At 72.9% G+C, this 26,781-nt stretch carries 1 protein-coding gene; it reads right to left on the bottom strand.

The window, feature by feature from the left end; all coding sequences use genetic code 11:
* Positions 1-101: 101 nt before the first annotated feature.
* Positions 102-26,723, bottom strand: coding sequence for a hypothetical protein (locus tag ACIPXM_RS15585; RefSeq protein WP_401655432.1), 26,622 nt, complete (start codon positions 26,721-26,723; stop codon positions 102-104).
* Positions 26,724-26,781 lie beyond the last annotated feature (58 nt).

Raw genomic sequence — 26,781 nt, 5'->3', positions numbered from 1 at the left:
ACGTACGGAGCTGAGGCCGTACGTACCCGAGAACGGCCCGCACCCGCGAACCGGTTCACCGCTCCTTCACGTCCCCCCGCCCGCCCGCCCGGCCGGGACCGTCACCGGGTCCAGTCCAGGGCGGGCAGCTCAAGGGTGCTCACCGGCGCGACCCAGCCGAACGTGAAGCCGTCGGCGTCGTCGCCGTACTCCGGGCCCGCCCCGGCCCGCAGCGCGGCGATCGCCGCGGCGAGCGCGTCCGCCTCCTCGCGGGCCAGCCGGTCCCGCTCGGCGGCCGGGTCCGCCACCGCCGACGGGTCCGCCTCGAACGCGTCCCGCTCGGCCCGCACCCGGCGCAGCCCGTCGAGCGCCGCGGCCAGGACGGTACGGGGCTCGTGCCCGTCCGGGTCGGCGTCCGCCAGCTCCCGGGCCACCTTCGGCAGGGTGTCGCCGTAGTGCCGCAGATTGCGCTCCACCGCATCCGCCATGTCCCGCCGCTCCCGGTCGGCCGGGCGCGGGGTGTCCTGGACCACCACGTGGTGGCCGTCCGGGTCACCCGCCACGAACACCGGGCCGGGGCCCACCGGGCCCTCGACGGTGACCCGGTGCAGGGTCACTGGACCCGTCGGACCGTCGAAGCGCACGCTCGACGCCGGGTCGACCCGCAGGCGCGGACCGCCGGTCGCCGCGAGCCGCGCCCCGGCCTCGTCCACCAGCTCCTGGGTGGCGAAGAACTCCCGGGCGGCGCCGCCGTGCTCGGCCACCGCGAAGCGGCCGTCGCCGGACACCTTCAGGGCCGGCCGGTCCGGGCCGACGAGCGGCCGGACCGGACGGTACGCCGGGAACGAACCGGCGTCCTTCCCCGGGCCGCTCAGCGCCAGCTCCACCGGATCCATCCCGGCCCCGTTCGCCTCCACCCGGGCGTCGCCCCGGTACGGGGCCGGTGCGGGCCCGGTCGGCTCGTAGTCCTGGCTCAGATGCGGCGCGGGCGCGGGCGCGAACGCCGGTACCGGCCCGGTCGTCGGCACCGTCACCGGCACGGGGTCGCCGTCCGGGTCCGTGACCACGATGGTCGGCGGGGCCAGCGGGGAACCCGTACCGGCGCCGGGGACCGCGACGGGATCCGCGTCCGCGTCCGCATCGGAATCGGAATCGGAGTCGTCGGAGTCCGGCAGCGGGGTGTTCGCCGCGGTGGTCAGCGGGTCCGGGCCGGTCGCCGGGGTCCGCGGGGCGGGGACCACCGGCGGTTGGGTGCCCGAAGGCCTTGCCACCACCGGGTCGGGGCCGGTGGACGGCGGGGTCACCACGATCACCGGACCGCCGGAACCCGAGCCGGAACCGGCTTCCGGGGTCGCGTTGTTGGCCGCCGGATCCACCGGCCGGCCCCCGAACACCGCCGGGAACTTCGCCACCAGCGCGTCCACCTTCGGCTCGTGGATCATGCCGAGGAAGCCGCCGATCGCGTCGACCTCGACGGTCGTGCCGTCCTCGCCGGTCAGGACCCAGGTGACGTCCGCCTCGTAGTGGTGGTGGACGCCCTCGGCCGGGGCCTTGTCGTCGGCGGACTGGCCGATGCCGACGGTCGCGCCGCCCCTGGCCCGCTCGCCGCCCCGCTGGAACGACGGGCCCGCGGCGCCCATCGAGGGACCGCCGTCGACCGGGTAGCCGCCGCCGTCCGGGGCGACCTGGCCGGACCAGCCGAAGGTGCTCTGCTCCCGCTCGGCCTCCTGCTCCCGCTCCTTCGGGTTGTCGATACCGGCCTCGAACTCGCCCTTGGCGACGTGCCGCGCCCGGTGCACGACCAGCTTGGCCTTCACCGACCTGCCGTCGGCGACCGGGATGTCGTACCCGTCCGTCAGGAGCGCGCCGATGTTGGACCGCAGGTTCCGGCTGGTGGACATGATGTCCATGGCCAGACCCGCCATGGTCGTCGGAGCCAGGTCGCGGCGGCGCGGCGGCGTGGTGTCCGACGCGTCCACCCGGTGCGGCTTGGAGGCCGCCGCGGGCAGCCACCGCAGCACCCGGTCGAGACCGGGCAGGTCGAGGGCCTGGACCACCTGGGAGAGGTCGGCGGTCAGCGCCTTCGAGGTGTCGCCGACCGGGCTCGGCCCGTCGGGCCTGACGTGCGCGGCGATCGGCGGGGCGGGCGTCGGGTTGCTCGGCCCGTCCTTCGTCAGATGGTCGGGGACCAGGAGGTGGACCCGGCCGCCCGGCACGTCGACCTGGCGCGTGGGCTCGTGCCCGTCCGGGAACAGCGCGTTCCACTCGCTCGCCCAGTTCTCGCTGAACCAGCGCCCGGCCCGGCCGTCGGTCGCCCAGTCGACGACCTTGACCGGCGCCTCCAGGAGCTTGCCGACCATCCGGACCGCCTGGTGCGGCTCGCTGCCGGAGAAGACCTCGACCCGGTAGCGCACCGGGTGCGAGAACTCCTGCGAGGTGTCGCGGGCCTCCGCGCTGCGGTTGTCGCGCACGGTCTCGGTGACACCGGTCTTGCTGCCGCCGCCGGACTCCACGCCGCCACTGGCCTTCAGACCACCGCGCCCGCCGCCCTCGGCGGTGCCGCGGACGTTGGCGCCGGCGTTGGCGCCGATCTTGCCGGAGCTGCCCGCCGAGTGCGTCACGGAGGTGAGCCCGCCGCCGCCCGCGGTGATCTTGACGTCCTCGCGGGGCCGCTCGTGCCGGGCGTCGCCGACCTCGGCGGTCACCCGGACCCCGATCCGGCGGGTGCCGCCGTCCGGCATCTGCACCTTGATCAGCTGACGTACCGAGGTGGTGCTGAGCTGCGCGTAACCGGCCCGCAGCGCCTCCTTGGAGAACACCGAGGCGAGACCGCGCTGAAGGTCGGTCGGGGTGTCCGCGAGGGCCTCGTGGATGACCCCGAGGTCCCGCAGCGCCCGCTTCACCGCCGGGAGCACCCCGTCCGCGTCCAGCTTCTCCACGTGCGAGAACGCGGTCGCCAGGTGCTTGTGCACGTACCCCTTCTCGGGGTGCGGGCCGATCACCGGGTCGGGTCCGACGCCGTCGGGCACCGGCAGACCGAGGTCCTGCGCCTGGAGGTGCGGGACGGTCATCTCGATACCGCCGTTCACCTTCACGTACAGCGTCTCCACGTCCGCCACCGGCTTGAACCGGCCGCCCGGCAGCCAGGTGTGGTGGCTGACCTCCAGATAGGTGTCGGCCCGGAAGTGGTGGGTCTGCCCGGAGTAGGTGGCGATGGTGGACGCGGCGCTGCCGGAGACCACCGCCGTCGACTTGGACGCGGTACGGCTGCCGTCGACACCGGCACGGACCGCGAAGCCGACACCGGGCCGCTTGCCCGGCATGCCGGGTGCGGCGGCGGGCGGCGGGGTCGTGGCGGGCGTCTGGCCCGAGTCGGCCGGGTTGGGGGCGGGCGGCGCCAGGGAGAAGTTGGCGCCGAAGCCGCCGCTCAGCCCGCCGCCCAGGGTGCGGGTGCCGGACTTCGTCCAGCTGGCCTTGGCGCCGGTCTCGGTGGAGTGCAGCAGCGTCGTGCCGGTGCCGCTGGTCTCGTGCCGGGGCGCGGCCACCTTCAGCTTGATGACGAGCGCCTGCTCCCGGCCGTCCGGGGTCGGCGGCAGCGCCATCGTCGCCCCGTCCGGGCTGGTGAGCTGCTCGAACTCGGCACGGAACTGGTTGGAGGTGAAGATCTCCTCGATCTCCGAGGCGATCCCGCGCCGGATGCCCGCGACTCCGTCCCCGGACCGCTCGGCGAACAGCGTGTCGGCGGAGGTCGGGGTGTCCTCGCCGCCGCCACGCCGGGCGACCAGGCCGGCGACCGCCGTGGCGATCTCCCCGGTGCCCAGGAACTCGGTGTGGATGCCGCCGACGCCCGAGTCGGGCAGCCCGACGTGCGGCAGCGCGGTCGGCAGGCCGGTGCCGGGCCAGTTGGCCGGCGGCCGGGGGCCGACGACCTCGACCGTGCCGACGGTGGCGAGCACCGCCGGGTCGTGCGGCTGGGTCGGCAGGTTCTCGTCGGCGACCCGGATCACCGAGGAGGTGTCGTCGCCGCCGTACTCCTGGTGGAGCGCGGAGACCAGGTCGCCGTTGCCGTCGTGCAGGGTGGCGCTGAGGTGGTGCACGGTCGCGTACCGGAAGGCGGTGACGTCGCTGCTGGACTTCTCCCGGTGGAACGCCTTGACGCTGGTGGTCAGGGAGCCCTTGGCGGAGAACGCCGCGCTGGTGTTGACGTCCACGCCCGGCATGTCGACGCGGAAGCCGCCGCCGGTGCCCACCCGGATGTCGGTGGAGGCTCCGGCCGACACCGAGAGCTGGTCGGTCTGGCCCACCGCGTAGCTGGAACCACGGGTCGCGCGGCGGTCCATCTTGACGCCCGAGCCGTCGGTGGTCTCCTTCAGCTCGCGCAGCTCGGTGTGCAGATGGACGCGGAGCTCGGTGCCGTTGCCGAGCTGCCTGACCAGCGGCACACCGCCGCCGAGCAGCTTGCCGAACCGGGCCCGGATGCCGGGCGTGCCGAACGAGGCGTCCATCTCGCGGTCGAGCGAGCCGTACTCGTCCTCGTCGAGACCGGTCTTGAGCTTGCCGTGCTTGAGGTGGTTGTCCACCCACTGGCGCAGATCGGTCAGGACCTTCTCGGAGCCGGGCAGTTCGGCCACGATGCCGGGGCCGATGCCCTTGCGCGCGGCGAGCGACAGCGGCTCGCGCGGGTCGACGGGGAACTCGCGGGCCGGCTGGGGGCCGATGACCCGGCCGTTCGCGTCGACCACCAGGAGGTACGTGGCGGGCCCGGCGAACACGGTGCCGGGGGTGTGCGGTTCGCCGCCCGCGTCGAGCAGGTGGATGTCGGGGTTGGCGGCGAGCGCGGCCCGCACCTGGTCGGCGTCGCCGAAGCCGGGGCTGATCTGGAGCTGGACGGGGCCGTGCTGGTGGGCGAAGTCCTCCAAGTGGCCGATCGAGGCAGGGTCGTTGAGGTCGGTGTAGTTGTACGGACGGGTGATGCCCGGGTCGCCCTGGTCGACCGGGGCCGGGGCGGGAGCGGGCACGCCGGGGGCGGGGGCCTGGGCCGGTGCGGGTACGCCGGGGGCGGCGGGCTGCTGACCGGGCTGGGCCTGCTGGCCCGGCTGCGCGGGCTGGCTCGGCTGGGGCTGCCGGCCCTGGGTGGGCAGCGGCGGCGGCGCCACGTCGAGGTTGCGGGCCACCTGCTCGACCGGGCTGCGGAACGAGGCCGGGAAGTCGATCGTGCCGTCGGCGCCGATCCGGGTCTCGATCACGGTCCGTACCGTGGCCGCGCGCGGCGCGCCGACCTGCGGGTGCTGGAGGAAGTCCCGCAGCTGGGTGGCCGCGTCCGGGTCGGCCGCGCCGAACGCCGGGTCCGCCGTGATCCGCAGGCCGACCTCGGGGTGGCCCGCCAGGAAGTCGGTGAGCGTGGTGAGGCCGCCCTCGTGGGCGTGCCCGAGCGGGCCGAACAGCTCCTCGAAGGTGCTGGATTCGAGCCGCTGGGCCGCGACCACCGCGCCCCGGGCGTCGGTGACGTACCGGAACGCGGGCTCGTTCCGGCCGGTGCCGCGGGCGCCGACCGAGTAGCCGTCGTCGCCGTGCACCAGGGTGACGTTCGGGTGACCGAGCAGCCGGGTCCAGGCCGGCCCCCGCGGGGCGACCCCGTCGGGCACGGAGACCTCGATCGGCCGCTTCTTCGCGATCTTGTAGAGACCCGCCGCGTCGGGTACCCCGCCGCTCGGGAACGGCCGGTGGTGGCCGCCGACGTCGTTGTTCATCGCGGGCTCGCGCCGGGCGATCCGGAGCAGCTGGCGGACCTGGTCGCCGAAGGGCAGCGGCCGGGCCGTCGGCAGGGCGGTGCCGGGCGCCGGAGCCGGGGCGGGCGTCTGGGCGGCACCCTGGGCGGGAGCCTGCGCCGGTGCTTGCGCCGGTGCCTGGCCGGGCGCGGGCGCGGCGACCACCGGGGTCGCCGTGGCCGGGGCGGGCGCCTGGGCGGGGGCCGGGGCCGCGGCGGTGTCGATGACCGCGCCGAGGGTGGCCTCCTCGAACCTCGCCGACTGCGACGACGGCACACCGACGGCCAGCACGATCGGCGCCTCGAACGGCGGGATCGACGTCTTCGCGAGCGTCTTGAAGTCCACCCGGAAGGTGGCCGTCGCCCGGTAGTCCACCTGCGGCTCGTTGCCGTGCTGCAGGGTGTTCTTGGCCGCGTCGGAGCCACCCGCGTCGAACTGGTGCGACCGGGAGGCGTTCACGGCGAACTCCACGCCCGGCGAGACCACCATGGGGGAGAGCAGCATGGTGAGGCTCGCGCCCACCTTGAGCGCGCCCTTGGTGCTGTGCTTCGTGACCGATTTCAGCGCCAGGCTGTCCGCCAGGTCCTCGCGGACCCGCAGCGGACGGTCGGACTCGCCCTTGCGCTCGACCGTCTCAAGCCGCGCGCTGACCTGGAAGTGGCCGGCCATCGACCGCTTCGGTCCGGCGTGCACCGCGAACACCTTGGAGGACCAGCTGTTCGTGGTCCACCAGCGGTTGCGGTCCTTCAGGGCCTTCTCGCTGAGCAGTTCGGCCGAGACCTCGTTGAGGAACTTCGCCGCCTGGGCCGGCGGCACCTTCGCCTTCTTGAGGTGGTCGGCGAGCTGGTCGACGACCGCCCGCGGAGCGACCGCGTTCACCGTCGAGATGACCGAGCCGAGCCCGGCCGCGTCGGTGACCGGCCGCGGACCCGACGAGGCGGCGGGCTCCGCCGGGCTGTACGCCTGCGGGAAGGCCATGGTCAGCCGGTTCGGGATGCGGAAGGTCATCGGCGCGCCGTCGTCCAGCCGGGCGGTCACCCGGACGTCGCTGTCGAAGGCGTGCATCTCGTCGACCAGGGTGCGGCTGGCGTCCTGGGTGTCGACGGTGACCGTACGGGACGAGCCCTGCGCACCGGACATCTGCACCCGGACGGACGGCGCGACCGCCGCCAGCGGGGCGACCCCGGTCAGCGGCACCGCCATGTCCAGCGGGATCGACGACTGGTTGCTGGTCTCCGTGGCGCTGCCCCGGGTGACGGTCGGTTCGTTGTTCCGGGTGAAGGGCCTGGTGTCGGCCTTCGGCAGCGCCTCGGTGTGCCGGAAGTTCTCCGGCCAGGCGGTGATGCGGACCGACTTGCCGTCGGCCCGGAAGGACAGGCCCTCCTGGAACAGCTTCTGCCAGGCGCGCGGGTCGTCGCTGGTGACGATCGGGCGCAGCTTCACGAGCAGCTTGCCGATGGTGCTGTCGGGCACGCCGATCGCCTTGAGGGTGTCGCTGGTGCGCAGCAGCCAGACGTTGGCAGACTCGTGGGCCCAGGGGCTCACCTTTTCGACATATCCGTCGCCGAGCGCGCCGTCCGCGACGTACCAGGGCACCTGCGGCGCCGGGGTGACGGGCGGCGCCGGGTTGACGGGGGCGGCGGGGTTCGGCGCCGGGGCCGGGTTGACCTGAGGGGCGGGGTTCGGCGCCGGGTTCGGTAGGGGCTGGGGGTTCGGTAGGGGCTGGGGGTTCGGTACGGGCTGGGGGTTCGGGCGGCTGAGGACCGGGCCGTTCTCCGGGCTGGGCAGCAGCGACGGGTCCAGGGTCGGCGCGCCGGGCACCGGGTCGAACCGCGGGGTGCCGAACAGCACACCGCTGGTCGTCTGCGGCCAGTCGCCGAGCGGGAAGCGGGTCAGCTGGTCGGGGTCGTAGTCGTCGACGTTCGCGCCGAGACCCACGGTCACCGGGGTCCCGTCCGTCTCGGAGCGCTCGTCGGTGCTCATGGCGAAGTGGTCGCCCCCGGAGCCGTTGACCACGAGCGAGCCGCGGCGCGGCGCCGGTCCCCGGTCGTCCTGCCAGCGCCGGATGTCCTGGGTCGGCGGCAGCAGCGCCTTCGTCAGACGTTCGCCGAAGGTCAGCTCGGCCTGCTCGTCGGTCATGCCCGGCGGTGTCTTGTACATCTCGGTGATCCAGGACGAGCTCAGGACGCCCTCGTGGAAGGCCGCGAGCATCACCGTCTCGTAGCAGTTGAGGACGGCGTCCTGGGTGAACTGCGGGGCGCTCTCCGCCGGGGCGCCGTTCTTCGCCCAGCGGACGAAGTCGGTGTCGGTGTTGAGCCCGGACGGCTCCCAGTGCATGGTGAGCCGCTGGTCGGCCAGGGACAGCAGGGCGTTCGCCACCCGGCGTCCCGCGTGCGCCTCGGGCAGCAGATCGCCGGACAGGTAGCTGTCGACCAGCATCCGCACGGCGTCGGGGCCGGACGTCGTGGCGGGCACGGGCAGGTCGAAGTCGGAGAGCAGGGTGCGCACCGCCTCGACGTCCGTCGGACGGTTGACGCCGCCCGTACCGACCGAGTCGTCGACGTGCAGGCTCAGCTTGGTGGCCTGGTCGGGGGAGAGCGGGGAGGCGAGCGCCTCCTTGTACGCGTCGAGCACGGGCGCCAGGGTCAACGGCGGGAGCTCCTTGGGCGGCCGGCCCTTGCCGATGACCCAGGTCGTCTTCTTGTCCAGGTTCTCCGTGTGCTGCGCCTGCAACTGGTCCCGGAGGCCGCCGAGTTCCGAGAGGTCGCCGCCGACGCCGAGCCGCTCCATCCGGTCGATGACGCCGAGCACGTCGGCGGGCATGTTGTTGCCGCGTCGGTTGATGCCGCCGAGGCGGCTGCCCGAGGCCAGGGTGACGGTGCCGTCCTCCGGGTTCTCGCCGTTCTCCGGGTCGGCGTCGAGGACGAGCGGGCCCGCGGAGTCGTCGCGGTCCGCCGCGCCGTCACGGGCGTCGCCCAGGGGGCGGTCGGCCGGGTCCGGCCGGTCGGCCGAGGTGTCGGCCAGGGCGCCGGGGTCACCGGCGCGGTGGCCCGGGCCCTGGAGCTGGTCGGGGTCCGCCGTCTCGGTGCGCGGGCGCGGATGGAAGGTCTTGAACACGCCGTCCGTGCCGTCCTGCGACGGCCGGACGAACAGCACGGCCTTCTTGGTGCCGTCGAAGGGCGCGGCGGCGTCGTCGCTCACCACACCCGTACGGCCGGTCGGCGCGTGCACCACGTGCCCGGTGGTGTCGGCGAGTTCCTGCGCGTGGGCGTCCGACTCGCAGCCCGCGAGCACGAGGTCGGCCCGTCGCCGGTCGTCCGGGCGGGGACCGTCCTGCTTCGCGGCCGCCGACCAGTCCTGGAAGGACGGCCAGCTCGCCATCTGGACACCCAGGTCGGTGCCGCTGGTCGCCTTGTCGAGCACGAAGCCCTGCGCGTCGGCGTGGCTCGCGAAGAAGTAGGCGTTCTTCGGGTCCCACGGGACCTGCTGCCGCTTGCCGGTGGGCTGCTGCCAGACCTCGCGCTGCTCGTACTCGGTGAGTTCGGGCAGCTGCCGGTACAGGTCCTCGCGGATGCTCCAGTCGGCGTCGTCGAAGACGGCCTTGCCGAACGGGCGTCCGGCGTCGTCGACGAGGTCGCGCCCGGTGGGCGGCGTGACCGGCCGGTGCGCGGGGTTCTCCGGTCCGGTGGTGTCCTGCGGCGAGTTCTCCGGTTCCGGGCGCGGCGCGGGCGGCGGGGTCCGGTCGGTGCGGTCGCCCATGAACGCGTCGCGCCGCTTGGTCAGGTCGTTCGCCCAGGCCGTCTTGCCGTACAGGGCGGCGAGCTGCTGCTCGGCGACCGGGTCGCCGTCGAACAGCAGGCGCATCAGGTCGACGGTCGAGCGGGCGTCCTCCTTCAGCGTCGCGGCGTCGATCCGGCGGCCGTTGCCGCGGAGCCTGGCGCTGTGGGTGCCGATGGGCTCCCAGGCGCCGAGGTCCGGCTTCCGGTCGCCGAGGGACTCCAGCACCGTGTCCAGATGCGGCGCCAGGTCCACCAGGGCCCGGGCGAGCCGGACCCGGGCCTGGATGACGCCCGGGTCCAGGACGGCGTCGGGGCCGCGCAGCTCGACCCGGTCGCTGGCCCGGTTGTCGGTGTTCATCATGTTGAGCGCGAAGTAGCGGCCCTTGTTGGGGTTGCGCACCTCGTTCAGGGTCTTGAAGCCCTGCGGCGGCGGCATCTCGTTGGGCCGGCAGTTGGCCAGACCGCGGTGCTGGCCGCTGTTGGGGTCCTGGTACAGCCGGTACTGGGAGTCCTCACGCCACCTCTGCTCGTGGAGCAGGTTGGCGTAGTCGTTGGGGGAGTAGTCGCCGGTGCTCAGGTTGATGTGCAGGCCGCCGATGCCGTTGCGGGTCTCGCCGCCGTGCTTCTTGATGATGTCGAGGGCCTTGCCCAGGTTCTCCCAGCTCTGCTTGGTGTCCCGCATCACCGGGGTGACCACCTCGGCCGCGACGCCGACCTCGTTCTCGATGCGCCAGGTGTCGGCTTCCTCCGTGTAGCCCTCCTCCGCGATCTCGTGGGAGGTGTACTGGTGGTCGCTGCGGCTCAGGCCCGCCTCGACGAAGTCCTTGCGGATGTTCGCGAGGGCCTTCACCTGGTCCTCGGGGGACATCAACAGCGGGAACTTGAAGGTCAGTTCGAGACCGAACGGCCGTCCGCCGTCCGGGTCGTCACCCAGCACGTTGTCCCGGACCTCGAACGGCACCTGGAGCTCCGCGTCGTCGCGGTAGCGGTACGCGGTCTCGGCGAAGGTGTCCAGGGACTGCTGCGGGGTGTGCGCGCCGGGCAGGCCGCGCGGCGGCAGCGGGCGCTTGGGCAGCGCGAGGCCGCCCGCCTCGCGCAGCGCGCGCAGCCGGTCGGCCGAGCCGTGCCCGCCGGTCGTCGCGTCCAGGTCGGACAGGATCGCCGGGACCTGGTCGAGCCGGGCCCGCCAGCCCTTCAGGGCGGCGCCCTTGGACAGCGGCAGGTCGGGCGTCGTGCGGTCGGCCCCCTGGCCGCCGTCACGCTGCGCCAGGTGGGTGGCCAGCGCCTTCAGACCGGCCTTCGCGGTGTCGGCGGTCCAGTCCCGGCCGCTGACCGGACCGGAGTCGGTGTCGAGCAGCTTGGCCAGGTCCGCCCCGGCGAGGGCGAGCACATCGCTGCCGCTGAGCCCGTCGGGAACGGTCTTCAGCGACGCCGCCTTGGCGGTGGTGACCAGCGTGTCGAGGACGCCTGCCGTGTCGTCGGTCCTGACCAGCTCCTCCAGGAGCGGGTCGCCGCCGCGATGGGCGGCCCGCAGCAGCGGGTGCGCGGCCAGGATGTCCTTGACGGTGGCGCCGGCCCGCTTGTACGCGGGGAGGTCGACGGCCCCGGGGTCGCGCTCGCGCGCCCCGCGCATCGACTCCTGGAGGCTCAGCAGATAGGCGGCGGCCTCCTTGACGCTCAGTTCCGAGTGGCCGGGCAGGTCGTCGATGACCTCGGCACGACCGCTCTCCACCGCGCTGCCCATCCGGCGGCCCTCGGCGAGGTTGCCGTTGTCACGGCGGTCCATCGCGGCCTGCTGGATGTCGCGGTCGGCCGTCTCGGGCCGCACCCGGGGCTTCTCCGGCGGCAGTTCGTAGCGCTGCCGCTCGGCGTCGACGACGGCCGCGTCGCGCTCCGGGCGGTCCGTGTACAGCGACCTGACGTCGACGAGGGCGTCGACGAGGAAGCTGTGCACCGGGTCGGAGCCGAGCTGGTCCGGGTCGGAGAGGAGCTGGGCCCACCGGGACGCCAGGTCGCCGCCGGATCCCTTGACGAGGTCGGCGAGGTCGGCCGCGAGCGCGGCGTCCGCGGACTCCTCGCGCTGCGCGAACGGCGGGGCGTTGTCGAGCGCGTCGGAGAGCGCGGAGGCATCCCGGGCCGTGCCGGGCCCATCGGCGCTGTCCGACGGGCTGCCGTTCCCGTGCTCGTCCGGGGTGCCGAACCGGACCGTGCCCGGCTCGGCAGCGAACGGGCTGTCCGGGGCGACGGCGGCGACGAAGCGGACGCCGGTGCCGTCGTCCCCGGGCAGCATGAGGAGCGTGATCACGCCGGGGCCGGGCTCGGCACCGCCGTGGACGGTGCCGTGGGTGTCGACCACGGCCGTCTCCAGCTCGAACACGTTGTAGAGCAGGTAGGGCAGCAGCTCGGCGTGGCCCTCCCGCCAGTCGTTGCCCTCCCGCAGCTGACGCATCAGCTCCGCGGCGTCCTGCTTCGTCCTGGCGTGCTGCCGGGAGTCGGAGCCCGACTGCCAGTCGTCGTTGAAGTCCTCGGCGATGCGCTCGCGCAGCACCGCGACGGTCGGGGTCTCCCCGTCGTCGAGGCGGCCGGTCTCCTCGATCAGTTCGGTGCCCGCGTCCAGGAACGCCTTCAGGAACGAGTCGAGGTTGCTGGTGTCGTGCGGGACCGACGGCACGAGGTTCAGCTCGGTGAGGACCTCCTGCTGCTCCTCCGACATGGTGATGCTGTCCGTGCCGAACGACACGGCGTCGTCCGGCGTCAGCAGACCGTCGGCCGTGTCGGTGCGGGTGAATCCGTCGGCCGGGTCCCGGTCGCCGCGCGGCGGCAGTTCGGGGCCGAGCCGCTCGACGCCCGGCTCGGTGCTGTCGGTGTCCGGCCTGCTGAACCGGATCCAGTCGTGCCCCGGCACCAGGGCCGGGACGAGTCCGCCGTTCGGTCCCGGCCGCAGGCCCACCGACTGGGTGGTGACCAGGGCGCCGTTCCCGTCGGGCAGCGAGGTGAACCAGACCGGCCCGTCGGCGGCGTACGCGTCGGCGGTGACGCCCGCGCCCCACAGCTGGTTCATCACCGACGTGAGGTACGTGGCGTCGAGCGCGAGACCGCAGCCGACCAGGCGCAGCGGCGTGACGCCGTCCCAGTCGCCGCGCTCGCGCAGTCCGAGCAACTGGTCGGCGAAGTCCTTGGCGGGCAGCCTGCGGCCGCCCTGCGTGGGGACGTGGTCCGGGCCGGTGTGCATGGCGACGGTGAGGTAGTGGGCGGCGTCCGGGAACCGCTGGAGCGCGGCCTGGGTACCGGCCTGCTTGGCGGCGTCGGCGTGCGGGTCGCCGATCCAGTGCACGGGGGCGGGCGCGGGAGTGGCGGCGGCCTTGAGGGCCTCGACGGTCAGCGGCACCGTGGTGGTGTCGACCTGCTCGGCGAGCGCGAGGAGTTCCCGCACCTGGAGCGGGCGCGCCGGGGTGTCCGGGGTGCCCTGCTCGCCGGTGCCGGCGGTGGGGAAGACCTCGCGGCTCACCAGGCGGACGGAGACCGCCGGTTCGGGGTGCGGACGCAGCTTGGCGAGGCCGTCGAGGGCGCCGACGGTCTGCACCGTGGGCCGCTGGTCGTGCCGGACCGCCAGCTCGACCAGGCCGCGGTAGTGCCGCCGCTGCTCACGGGTGACGGGCGCGTCGGGGGAGAGCCCGAGGGAGTCCCGTACCAGGGTGTCGACGTCGGCGGTGTAGCGCGGACCGTCGGTCTGGTCGGCCTGGTTGGTCTCGTTGGCCTCGAAGAGGTCCTTCATCCCGCCGATCGACCGCAGGTCGACCGGCAACCCCAGGGTGCGGGCCGCCTCGGCGAGCGACAACAGGTCGCCGACCTGCTCCGGCGTCGGGGTGTCCTCACCCGAGAGGCCGAAGGCCATCCGGGTCAGCTGCTCCATGCCCCACTGCTCGCTCTTGCCCGCGGCGGACGGAAGCTTCTGGACGGTCCGCAGCAGCAGGTCCCTGGTCGGCGCGCCCCAGAAGCCGGTGCCGTGGTATGCCTCGGTGAGGTCGGCCTCGGTGATCGGCTCGCCGGGGCTGTCCAGGGTCGCCATGATCCGCACCAGGTCGGCGATGTCGCCGTCGGCGAGGTCCTCGCCGGTGACGCGCCGGACGAGCGGCGCCAGATGGGACACGTCGGACGTGCGCAGGTTCTCGCCGTCGAGCTGCTTGAGCAGGTGCAGGGCGCGCAGGTTCCGGGCGTCGACCGGGAGTCCGAGGTCGAGCAGGGCGGCGCCGTGCGCGAACAGCGCCCGGATGTCGGGCGCCCCGTCGGTGACCCGGTTCGCGAGGGCGTGCACCTGCCGCATGTCGGGACTGGCCTGAGCGTTCGGCCGGGCCGCCTGGAACACCTCGTGCACGGACCGCAGATTGCGCTGCCGGTTGTCCTGGCCGCGCAGCGGGATCCCGTGCGCCTCGGCGGCGTCGATCACCCGGTTGATGCCCCTGGACTGGCTGGGGGTGGGCGTGGCGGTGCCGTGGAACCAGCGGGCCGCCTGGCTCTTCAGATGGGTCCGCTCCACGACGGACAGCTGCGCGGACCGGCCGGGGCGCGGCACGGGGCCGGGCGCGGGCATGTTTCTGGCGAGGCCCGTACCGCCGAACGGCACGGCGTCCGCCAGGTCGGTGAGGCCGCGAGCGGCCTGCTCGTGCGGCAGCAGCCCGTCCTTGGCCACCTTGGCACGCACGTCCACCAGGCTGATGCCGGGCAGGTTCGCGTACATCGTCGCCGCGTCCTTGAACGCGTCCTTGGGCAGCGGCGGCAGTGCCCCCGCCATCTCGGCGCCCTTGAGGATCTCGTACACCGAGTGGTCGGCGGAGGTCAGCATCCAGCCCATCAGGGCGTGCAGCATCGAAGTGTCGTCGACGCCGGGGACCTTCAGGAGCTTGAACGCGTTGAGCATCCGCGCGGTGGTCGCCGAGATGCCCGCGATCACCGGCATGCCCCGGCCGTCGTGGACGTCCTGGTACCAGCCGCTGTTCTCGTTGATGGTGTTGAGGGACCGGCCGGACCGCCAGCTCAGCGGCAGCTCCGGGCCCGGCACGCCCGGCTCCAGATCGGCCCGCCGGGGGTTGTCGATCGTCGCGGGGCCTTGGGTGACCAGGGTGACCCGCGGGCCGCTGCCGTCCTCCGGGTGGCTCACCACGACCTCGACGACGTCCTCGCGGGCCCGCAGCGCCGCCAGGTCGATCTCGCCGTGCTCGTCGCGCGGCACGCGGTCGCCGGTCAGCTGCTCGGACTTCAGGCCGAGCAGCTCCATGGCGACCGGGTGGGAGTCGAGGAAGTTCAGCTCCCGCTCGGTCAGTCCGGCGCCCAGCTCGCGGTAGTCGCGCGGCGTCATGGCGTGCGGGCTGTCGTACCGCTCCGAGGCCGGACGCGGCTTGCGGGCGGCGATGCTGGAGGTGAACTCGCCGCCCTGCTCACGCCAGTTCTTCGACTGGGCGAGGATGTTGCCGGTCGCGAACACGTCCTTGTCGAACATGGCCCGGCCGGGCAGCAGCTTGGAGAGGACCGCGTCCATGGTGCCGCGGGTCCAGCCGTTGAGGAAGTCGGCCTGCTGCTTCAACGCCTTGTCGTTCAGGCCGAGTTCCTTGGCCCGGTCAAGATCGCCGTCGTTCACGAGCTCGTTGAGCAGGGACTTCAGGCCCAGCGCCGAGTCGTTGAAGTAGGCGGCGTTGAAGAACGCGGTCATCAGCTCGCGGGTGGTGCCGTGTTCCATCAGGTCGAAGAACTCGGCCGTGGTCAGGTCGGTGCCGACCTGACCCGCCGAGGTCGGGTCGTCCTTGAGGAAGACCTTGGCGATGTCGGCGGTCCTGGCGTCGGGGTGCGCCGCGGACAGCGTCTCGAACAGCCGCAGCACGGTCTCGCGGGCCGCGTGCTTCGCGGTGGGCAGGTCGTGCGCGTAGGCGCCCAGCGAGGTCTCGAAGGACTCGGCGCTGAACTGGTACAGCGGATCGCGGTGCAGGTCGCCGGGGGCACCGGTGCGGGGCGCCGCGTCGGTGTCACCGAACGAGGTGGCGCCGCTGATGGACGACATCAGGCCGCCGAACAGACCGCCCGCGCCCGACGCGGGGGAACCCGGTACCCGGACGAGCGTGACGACGCGGTCGCCCGTCAGCTCGGCACCCGCGCGATGGCCGGAGTTGATCGTCTCCAGCACCTCGGTGATGATCCGCTTCGGGACCCGGTCGCCCGTCAGCTTCATGGCCCTGTGGAGGAACTCCGTGACGTGGTCGTACGTCACCTCCTCGTGCCGGCCGAGGTTCAGATAGGTCCGGGCGCCGTCGGCGAGGGCCCGGACGTTCTTCAGCGTCTCCCGGTTGACCATGCTGGTGCTGCCGTAGACCTCGCGGGTGAGGTGCGCGATGTGCCACAGCCGCAGCCCCGACCGGTCGTGGCCCTCGCCCGGGTTCAGCCAGTCGGACACCTTGGCCGACGCGGACTCGTCGACGGGCAGCCCGATGTCCTGGGCGAGATGGCGCAGGTCGCGCGGGCCCTTGACGGGGCCGTTCGCGAACGTCGCAAGGCGCTGGGCCATCTCGTCGTGCAGTCTGCGGCGGCCCTGACCCGCGCCCTTGCCCAGATAGGGCAGTCCACCGCTCTCCTCGGTGGCGATGATCCGGGTGACGCCGTCGGCAGGGTCGGTGTCGCGGTGGGTGATGCGGACCCGGGTGCCGGGCTTGAACAGCACCTCCGCCTCGCTCGGGACGCGTGAGAACGGCGAGATGGAGACACCGTTGCGCCCGCTGGCCGCCATCTCCCACATCACCTTGTGGGAGAGCGTGCCGGTCTCCGCCCGGTTGGCGAACATCTGCGCCTGGCTCTTGTTGGTGCTGAAGCTGGCGAAGTGGTCGAAGGTGACGTCGTCCTTGCCGTACTCGGAGAGGAAGCCGAAGGTGCCCGCCGGATCGAGGCCGAGCGACCGGCCGCCCCGGTACACGGTGCCGACGGCGGGCGGCAGCAGCCGCAGCGCGTCGAGGGCCATGTGGGTGTGGAGCCTCATCTCCTCGCGGATGGCGGGCAGCAGGGCGAGCGCGTCCGCCTTCGCCTGCGCCCGGACCGCGTCGAGCTGGTCCATCGGGGTGGCGCGGAAGTTGAGCACGCCCGGCAGGGTGGCGATGACCGCCGGCAGCGCGATGGGCTGCCCTCCCTTCGCCACCTTGTCCATCCAGGTGTCGATGAGCCCCGTGACGGCCGTCTTCAGCGCCAGGTCCTGGGTGTGCCCGCTGTACTTGAGGAGCGGGTTGATCAGCGAGAAGCTCGGACCGGTGTAGACCGCGAGGGCGGTGAAGTGCGACGGGGAGAGTGTCTCGAGGATCCGGTCGGCGCCGACCCCTTGGTCCCGCAGCCAGTCGCTGATCCCCGGCACGAGGCGGCCGCTGTTGGCCAGCGAGAAGTTCCTCCGGGTGTTCTCGGCGAACGTGACGACGTCCCTGTTCGCCTCCTTCAGCGTCTGCGCCTTGACCTTGTCCTGGTAGACCGACTCGTGCGGCAGGACGTCCAGACCGAGGGTGCCGCGCAGGTGGCTCAGCGGCACGCCGGGGATGTCGCGGTACAGGTCTGCGGCGTCGGACAGGTCCCGCTGGGGCGAGTCGCCGAGCGCCCCGGCCAGCCGGATGCCGGCGACGATCTCGTACAGCGAGTGTTCCCGGGTCGGCAGCTGCCAGCCGTAGAGCGCCTGGGCGAAGCGGGACGGGTTCTGCGAGCTGGTGGCCAGGAAGGCACTCATGGTCCGGGCCGCGGAGCCGGAGATGCCCGACAGGGTCGGGATGCCGCGGTCCTTCATCTCGCGGGTCCAGGGCGAGTTCGGGTCGAGCGTGAACCGGTCGGAGCGGGACTTCCAGCCGGTGTCGAGGTCGAAGCCGTCCGACCGCCCGGACCTGGCCAGCAGGTCGAGCTCGGCCTGACTGAGCGGCATCCGCTGCCGCCCGAACTCCTGCGGGGTGCGCGGGCCGTTGTGGGCGGGGAGCTGCTGCGGCGGCCGCATCTTGCGGGCCAGCACCGACGACACGTACTCGCCGGTGTGGGCCTGCCAGCCGTCGGTGGGGTCGACCATGCCGGGGCCCTTGAGCAGGTCGCGCTCCAGGAGCGCGGCGCTGTCGCCCGCGGTCGACCGCAGCGCGGTGGTCAGCTGCTTGCGCAGCCCGTCGTCGGTGGCGGCGGTGAACCGGCCCTGCAGGTAGGCGTGGTCCAGGCCGATCCGCTCGGCCTCCGTCCAGTCCTGGTCCGCCACGATCCGGTCGATGACCCCGTTGAGGGACATCGGGCCGTCGGAGGTCGCCGCGTTGTGGAACGCGGTCATCATCTCGCGCAGATTGCCGTGCTGGAGCAGCCGGTCGAAGGCGGCCTCCCGCTCGCCGGGGGCGGGAACACCGACCTGGCCGGGCGTGCTGGGGTCGTCGCTGAAGAACGAGAGCAGCACCTCGTCCGGGCCGGCGCCCGGGTGGGCCTTGGCCAGCACCGTGGCGAGGTCGAACAGCGAGGCGGCGACCGCCTTGCGGACCTCGGGGTCCCGGTAGTACGTGATGCCGAGGTTCTGCTCGAACTCCTCGGTGTGCTGCTGGAACGACGGGTCGTCGTACAGCGCGCGGTAGGCGGCGTCCTTGCCGAACTCGGTGGTGTCCGAGGCGTCGAGCGTGGACAGCGGGGTCGGATCGGCCTGGTCGAGCGGCGTGTAGCCGTCCGGCGCGGGCAGCGTACGCGGCGGCATCGAGTCGTCCACCGGCATGTACGCGTCGAGCACCCGGGTCTCGACGGAGTCCTGGTGCGGGGCGACGGACAGCTCGATCCAGTGGTCCGGGGCGACCCGGGCCTTGCCGTCGGCGTCCCAGCCGACCTGGAGCGCGGCCACGGTGTGACCGGGACCGTTGCTGTCGGTGGTGCGCGGCCCCGTGACGGCGGGCACGAACCACATGGTGCGCTGCGGCGCGTACGCCGTGAGCGCGGTGTCCGGGCGCAGCGCGCGCAGTTCCCGCAGGGTGGCGGCGGCGTACGACTGGCCGAGGCCGCGGCCGGTGTTGCAGGCCGCGAACCGCAGCGGCTTCGTCAGGTCCCAGCTGCCGTTCTCGGCGAGCTTGGACAGCACCGCCGCCAGCTCGGCCGGGGGCATCGCCCGGCCGCGCCAGGTCGGCGCGCCGTCGGCCCGCACCACATGGGTGGCCAGGGTGAGGAAGCGGTCGTCGGTCGGGAAGCGGCCGACGGTGTCGTTCAGCTTGGCCGCCTCGGCCGGGTCGGTCGCCGGGTCGATGAGGTGGTGGGTGCCGTTGTCCTGGAGCGAGTCGGTGATCGCGGCCACGATCTCGTCGACCCGCGCGGGGTCCGGCTCGAAGGTCGGGTACGGGTCGGCGGACGGGTCCGTCGTGGGGTCCCCGTCCTGCGCGGGGCCGTCGCCGAACTGCCGGGCGCCGGTGATCGGGTCGAGACCGGCCGGGTCCGAGCCGGACGGAGCGGGGGTCCGGCCGCTGGGGCCGGGGGCGTCGTCGCCGTCGGTGGCGAACATGTTCAGCAGGTCGGCGCCGAGGTCGTCACTGTCCGAAGCGTCGTCCGGGTTCTGGGCGTCGGCGTGCCGGGCGACCGGGGTGTCCGGCAGCGGCTCGTCGAAGAGACCGCCGAAGGTGTCCTGTGCGTCCTGCTGCGATCCCTCCCCGAACAGGTCGAGACCGCCGTCGGACAGGTCGTCGAAGGTGCTCGTGGACGCCTGCGCCTTGCCCTTGCCCTTGCGGTCCGCGGGCGCGGGCGCGGGTGCCTGCGGGTCGGGCAGCGGGGTGGCGCCCAGCTGACGGGCCTCCAGGTCGAGGCGGCGCTTGCCGATCGTGCGGAAGTTGCCGCGGATGGTGTCGGGATCGGTGAACATCGCCGCGAGGTCGCGGTACATCTGCTCGTAGTGGTTCGCGAACTCGAACCGCAGCGGCCGGACCGGGTTGCCGTCGGCGTCCGTGGCGAGCTTCGGGCCACCGTCCAGCGGGTGCGTCTGGTTGGGCGACAGCTGGCCGTCGGCCGGATGCCACGCGCGGTTGAAGGTGCCCTTGCCGTGGGCGGCGGCGGCCTCGACGGCGTCGTCCTGCGGACGCCGCTCACCCGTGGTCGTCGCGCGCGACTCGCCTGACTGACCCGATTCACCCGACTTGTCGGACTCCCGGGACTCCTTCGACTCCTTCGACTCCTTCGACTCCCGCGATTCCTTGGACTCCTTGGACTCCTTCGATTCCTTGGACTCCTGCGACTTCTCGGACTTCTCGGAGTGCTCGGACGACAGGGACGCCGTGTCGTCGCCCACCCGCTTGCTGCCGCCGGCCCCGTCCGGCACGAACCCGCGCTGGTCCCAGACGAGCTGCTCGCGGCGGACGTAGCGGGAGTAGCTCGTGTACGAGGAGTAGTCGGCCTGGTAGTACTGGTGGAACTCGTGGAACAGCTTCCCGATCAGCTCGGTGTCCGCGTCCGTCAGATCGGCCATCCGGCGGCCCGCGTCGTCGTGGACGACCACGTCACGGCCGTTCAGCCGCAGCGCGGCCTCTGCCAGCCACTGGAAGGTGTGCTCGCGCTTGGCCGCGGGCGTCTTGCCCGGGTGCATCCCGCGGTAGTAGAAGCCGAACGGGTCGCTGTCCACCATCATGACCGCGGCCTTGAAGGACTTCTCCGCCTCGGGCCCCGACCCCCACAGGTGCCGGAAGCGGCCCATCAGTTCCACGGCGCCCCGGTGCTCGGGCTCGGCGTCGTGGGCACCCTTGGCGCCCTCGCCGAACATGCGCTTGGAGTTCGACTTCTCGATGTCGTGGAAGAGGATCGCCTTGACCACGGCGTCGACCGGCACCACCCGGTCGGTGTCGGCCGCGTCGAGGGAGGCCAGCTTGAGGTACTGGCCCGCGACCATCTGGGCGTGCTCGAAGAAGCTGTACTTCTCGGTGTCCGCGCAGATCTGGCTGTACAGGTGGGACAGCTCCGGGTAGTCCCGCATCAGCCGGTCGACCATGCGGTAGGTCGGCGCGCCGTTCTGCCAGAGCGCGGTCAGCTTCTCACCGGCCCGGAGCTGGAGCCGGACGTTGTCGTCCAGGTCCCGCCGCAGCCCGGCGAAGTCGTGCATCACCGGCGCGTCGGTCAGATTGCGGTCGGCCGAGACCTCGTCGGCCTGCCGGGACAACAAGTGGGCGATCTCGGCGTGCGAGGCCCAATTGAGCACGGTGTCGTGCATGAAGGTGTCCACGCTCGACTTGTCGTGCCCGGCCGACTCGATGTCCGCGTCGAGCACCCGGAGGTCGGGGGCGAGCGTGAGATCGGCCGCGTACAGGGCGGCGTGCTCGGTCAGGAACTTCTTCAGATCGGCGAGCCGGCGGTCGTAGCTCGGCAGATCGGTCTCCGAGACCAGCGGATGCGGCATCCGCTCCTGCGGCTGCTGCTGGAAGTGCTGCCAGGTGACGTAGTGCTGGCGCAGCGTCGTGGAGATCTTCTTCAGGGCGCCCGCGTTGTTGCGGTGCCGGTCGCCGTCCAGCCACGGGTTGTGCGCGGAGGTGAGCTGGCGGCCCTCGACGTCCGGGATGTCCAGACGGCGGCGCAGTTCGTTCACATGGACCGCGCGGCCGTTCTTGGAGTGGGCCGTGCCGGGGGTGTCCTGACTGAGGGCGGTGTCGGTCTCGTAGTACGTGACGAGGGAGTTCGGCCGGATGCTGCGGCGCAGCAGTTCGAGGGACTCGCCCCGGATGCCGAACTGGTTGCGCTCGGCGGGCTGGTCGGTGTTGACCGTACGGTCCCGCATCGGCGTCGGGCCGTCGCCGATCGGGTTGACCTCCGCCTTGCCGGTGAAGGCGGCGTGCTTGTCGGCGTACTCCTGGTGCTTGACGACGAGCTCGGGCGGCGGCGGGGCCAGGTGGGAGTCGGTGCCGCGGAAGGCGGCCCCGGGCTGCTTGGAGTCCTGCTCGGGGACCGCGTCCAGGGTCAGCTTGTGGAACACCGTCATCGGCACCAGATAGGAGCGGATCAGCGGCTTGTTCGCGGCGGGGTCCTCCGCCTTGTACTTCATCGCCCAGGCGACGGCCCGGGCGGGCGTGCCCGCGCCGGTCCAGATGATCGCGTCGCCGGTGCCGCCGGTGCTCAGGACGATGTTGCCGGTGGCCGGGTCCTGCTGGATGTCCTTGTACTTCGCGGAGGTCGCCCGGCCCGGCTGGGCCGGGTCGACCGTCAGATCGGTCTGGTTGGTGACGGCCGTGTACATGCGCACGTGCGGCTCGTCGCCGACCATCTCCACCTCGACCTCGCCGCGGTGGATGTACTTCGGGCCGCGGAAGCCGTACTGCTTCTTGGCCGTGTCGTAGACCAGCGTGGAGTCGAGCGGACGGCTCGGACCGGGGTAGGTCACCCCGGGTATGCCGAGGACCGGGACGTCCTTCGGGCTCGGCAGCGGCCGGGGCAGCGACTGGCCGAGCTCGCTGCCCTGCTTGACGTGCGGGTGCAGCTCGCGCACGGTCACCCAGGACCGGCCGTCCGAGCCGTTGTGCACGCCGGTCACCTCGAAGCGGGCGTCCGGCGCGAACACCACCCGGTCCCGGCCGAGCACGGGACCGGCGTCCCGGGCCGAGTGCGGCTCGACCAGGAACACCACGTTGTGGTCGGGGGCCGGGCGGTGCGCTCCGGCGGTCTTGAAGTTGTTCGTCTCGCCGAACAGTTCGGTGTGCGACAGGACCGAGTGGTCGGTGCCGATGTTGTCGGCGAGGCCGCGCAGCGCGGTCACGGCGACCAGCGACATGGTGGCGCTGTGCTGCACCGGCGTCCGCACCGGGTCGAGCGCGGCCTGGCCGCGCTTGATGCCCGCCACGGTCGGCTGCGGCGAGGAGTCGGACCCGGACAGCAGGGTGCCGTCCCCGCGGGCGTGGGCCACGGCCAGGGTCAGGTCGGCCGCGTCGACCTTGCGGACCTTCTCGGCGCGCAGCAGGTCGATCGCCGTCTTGAAGTGGCTGCTGTGGTCCGGCCGGATGTCCAGGAGCGTCGACAGGGTCGCCGAGCGGCGCCGGTCGGGCCGGGGCCGCTCCTCCTCGCTGTCGGAGTCAGAGAGGTCACGGCCCCGCGAGACGGTGTGGAAGTCGACCAGGTCCCGCAGGCCCGGCTGGTCCGCGGTCAGGTCGGCCAGGTGCCGGTCGATCGCCTCGGCGATGGCCTGAGCCCGCCTGGCACCCGTCCCCTTGGCGCCGAAGAGGCTGTTGCCGCCCGCCGCGACGGTGACCGTCAGCCGCTCCGGGTCCTGCGGCGACTTGTCCTGCCGGTAGGCGAGTTCGGGCAGCAGGCCCCGGGCGAAGTCCCGCAGCCGCCGCTGCTCGTCCGCGCTCAGCTCCTTGGCCTCCTTGTCGAAGGAGACCGTGAGGCGGCTGGGCCGGGCGAGGTCGCCCATCAGGCTGACCTGCACGGAGACGGAGTCGTCGTCCGAGGACGCCCCGTCGTCCTGACGCAGCGCTTCGTCGCCGGAGTCGACGTTGCCGTCGAGGCTGCTGCCGCGATGGCTGTCGGAGTCGGCGAGGCCGTCGGGCTCGTCGGTGTACTGCTGCTCGTTCGACAGCTCGTACGGCTGCTCGTGCGGAGGGTCCGCCTGCGACGGGCCCGGCCGGTCGTCCGCGCCTCCGGTGTCGACCGGGTCGGTCTCCGTACCGAACATGACGGCGTCCGGGTCCGCGCCGTCCTGGAGCTCGTCGCTCCACCGGACGGAGTCGTAGCCCTCCGGCGCCGGGCGGCTCCGGCCGCCGTCCTCGGGCAGGTAGCCGTCGTTCAGGCCGTAGTCGGTGGACAGGTGCTCCGCGCCGCCCTGGTCGGTGAACTCGCGCCACAGCGCGCCCCCGGAGACCACGGCGGGCTTGTTGTCGGCGGTGAAGCCGACCTTGTGGGCCACCACGAGGTGGCCGCCGCCGGTGGTGGCCGGCCGCGGGGTGCCGTCGGTGTTCCGGGCCGGCACGTACCAGACCGGGGCGTTCGCGGCGTAGCCGACGATCTTGTCGCGGTCGGGGGCCACGGTGCCGTCCGGCCGCTGCGCGCGGTGCTTCCACAGGCCGGTCATGATCGTCTTGACCGTCGTGGCGTCGATGGCCATGGCGAGCGAGCAGCCGGTGAACTGGATGCGGGTGACGTCGTCGAGCAGGCCGTCGTCGTGGGCCTTGGTCAGCGCCGCCACGGTCGTGGCGACGTCCGGCGAACCGCCCCGCTCGATGTGCATGCCGACGACGAACGTGCCGGGCACCTTGGGCAGGTTGCGCAGCGCCTGGACCTGGGCGGGGGAGAGGTTGTCGCCCAGCATGAGACCGGCGGGCATGGCCTGGACCACCGGACCGGGGCCGGCGTCGGTGAGGTCGGGGTCGGGGAGCGTACCCGGCAGCGGGGCGGCGTCCTGGTCCTGGGTCTGGTTCGTGTCCTGGGTCTTGTCCTGGCCCTGGTCCTCGCCGGTGGTGTCCTGCGGCTGGTCGGTGCCGGGGCCGGTGGGGTCGGTGGTGTCGGTCGCCGTGGTGGTGGCGGGCTGCTCCGGGCCGGGGTCCTGGCTCGGCGTGCCGGAGTCCGGCGTCGGGTCCGCCCAGTCCATGACCGCCGACATGGGCTCGGCGAAGGTGTTGTCGGAGACGGTGACGACGTTCGGGGTACGGGCGGGGCCGTCGCTCAGCGGCAGTCCGGTCGGCGGGGCGGGACGCTCGCCGAGCGGCAGCCGGGGCAGCTCGGGGGCCGGCTGCGTGGCGTGGTCCAGCGTGACGTCGCCGAGCGCCGCGTTGAGGTCGTCGCCGAACGTCGGGTCCGTCGTGATCTCCGGCAGCCCGAAGTCCTGCACCGGGCCGCCGCTCTCGGTGCGGGGACGGTCCGGGGTCGGCGTGGTGCCGGTCGGCGGGGCGGGCGTGTCGGCCGCGGGGGTGCCGGGGTCGGTGCGGTCGGGCAGCGGACCCGCGCTCTGGGTCGGCGTGTTGAGGACGTCGGCGACCGCGTCCGGCGTCGGCACGTCCACGTCGGTGTCGCCGTGCCTGGCCGGGTGGATCATGCTGCCCAGCGGTACGTCGATGAACGAGACGCCGGAGACCGGGCGCGAGAACACCCACTTGAGCATGTTCTTCATCTCGGTCGCCACCAGGCCGTCGCCCTCGCCGTGGCTCGGACGCGGCACCGGCCACGGCGCCGGGTGGCCCGTCAGGTTGGAGATGAAGGACGCGATGCTGATCGGGTGCAGGATGCCGAAGAACTTCGCGTCGTTCGGGTTGTCGGCGTACTGGTGGCTGAGGACGAACTCCTGGTACTTGATCATCGCGGGCTCGAACATCTTGTGCAGGCCCTTGCCGATGAGGCCCATCGAGACACCGGCCGCGAACGGCCCCCACGTCATCTCGAAGCCCTTGCCCTCGAAGATGACGTTGTAGAACGCCTCCGAGAACGCCTCCTCCGCGCCCTCGTTGAGGGCCTCCGCGACCGCGCCGCCCAGCTGGTACAGCGGGTTGCCGTGCAGCGGGTTCTGCTCCAGGAACATCCGGCGGAACGGGGCGGTGAACTTGCTGCCCTCGGTCTTGGCGGTGGAGAACAGGTCGGGCAGGGCGTCGGTGAGGTTCTTGAGCGACTTGTTGCTGCCGAGGTCGCCGAGCACCTTCTGCAGCGCGTCGGACAGACCGGTGTGGTCGGCGCCCAGCCGGCTCCAGTTGCGCAGGAAGGTGTCGCCGAAGTCGGTGCCGAGGTTGCGCAGTTCCTTCTGGAGCGCGAGGTTGGCGCCCTCGCCGCCGAGGTGCTTCTGGAAGAGGTCGCCCATCCGGTCGGCGAACGCCTTGGACATGGTGCCCTCGCCGAACCGGGTGAAGCCGGTCTCCATCCGGTCGGAGACGCTGCCGAAGAGCTGCCCGAGGTCCTTCGCGAACGCCTTGCGCGCGGCCTCGGTGGTGAGCATCGACTCGACCGGCGGCAGGTGCGACGCCTTGCCCGCCGCGCCGCCCACGCCACCCGCGGTGCCGCCGACACCGCCGGTGGCGTCCGCGGCGCCCTTGCCCCCGTACGCGGGCGGGGCCTCGGTGCCCTTCGAGTACACCGGCGGGTCGGTCTCGGTCCGCGTCGGCCGGCCCGTGGGGGTCTCGGTCTCGGTCCGGGTGGGGCGCCCGGCCGGGGTCTCGGTCTCGGTCCGGGTGGGGCGCCCGGCCGGGGTCTCGGTCTCGGTCCGGGGCGGGCGGCCGGCCGGGGCGTCCGGCGCGTCGGGGCGCGGGCCGCCGGGCGGCGGGGTGAGGTCGTCGCTCGCCGTCCTGACCGGGCGCGGCGACGGCGGCGGGGGCGGGATGTCGGGGGTGTCGTTGAGCGGGGTCTTCTCCGGCAGCGGGCCGGGCTTGAGGTCGTCCGCCTTCTTGGTGATGCCGCCCGCCGGGTTGTCGAGCAGGTCCTTGCCGCCCGACTTGGCGCCGGTCTCGGCGGCGTTCTTGGTGCCCGCGGTCAGCCCGCCGTCGACCTTGTTCAGGACGTCGTCGAGCTTCTTGCTGATGATCGAGGCCGGGTCGCTGCCGCCGAGGAACTTGCCGATGACCTTGCCGCCGAAGTGCGACAGGATCTCCAGCGGGCCGCCGACCAGACCGGTGAGCGCGCCCTGCTTGACGGAGTCCAGGGTCTTCTTGCCGTCCCACTCCTTCGCGTGCCCGGAGCCGATCTGGTACAGCTGCACGATCGCGTCGAGGAACACACCACTGGTGATGCCGATGAAGGTCTGGCTGATGATGGTGCTGATCAGCCAGAGGATGAGGTTCTTGAAGCCCTCCCGGGTCGCCGCCATCGACAGCGAGACCGGTCCCCACAGCCCGCCGAAGGTGAACGGCGAGAAGATCATCGCGAAGATGATCTGCGCCAGCAGCTCGACGAGCTGGAGGATCGCCATGATCTTCGTGTACTCGACCTGGTTGGCGACGTTCCGGGCCGCGTCGGCCAGGTCCATCGACAGCTTCGACGCGTCGAGCAGCTGGTTGCCGCCGCCGATCTGGCCGGTCAGGTCGTTGATCGAGGTGACGAACGCGTCCGCCGCCTCGCCCTCGAAGCCGTTCTTGACGATCGGCAGCAGCTCCAGGCAGTACTCACTGAGCTTGGCGAAGTCCAGGCCGGCGGCGGCGTAGGCGTCCGCCACCTGCCGCATCAGGTCCTCGTCGGCCTTGGGCCATTCCATGCCCGTCACGAATCCGAGAAGGTCGGCGAGTTCCTTCGGTGGATTGATGGACATGGTGGTGTTCCTCTACTGCGGGGGACGGCTTCGCAGGAGAGAACGGGGCCGGTCTCGG

Source organism: Streptomyces sp. NPDC090025 (genome assembly GCF_044748125.1).
Taxonomy (GTDB): domain Bacteria; phylum Actinomycetota; class Actinomycetes; order Streptomycetales; family Streptomycetaceae; genus Streptomyces.
Note: the sequence above shows the minus strand (reverse complement) of the source record. Positions and strands in the feature narration are given on the sequence as shown.

What these genes read in the sequence shown, in the direction of transcription:
- ACIPXM_RS15585 (WP_401655432.1), bottom strand. Translation starts at nt 26,723, where the DNA reads ATGTCCATCAATCCACCGAAGGAACTCGCCGACCTTCTCGGATTCGTG.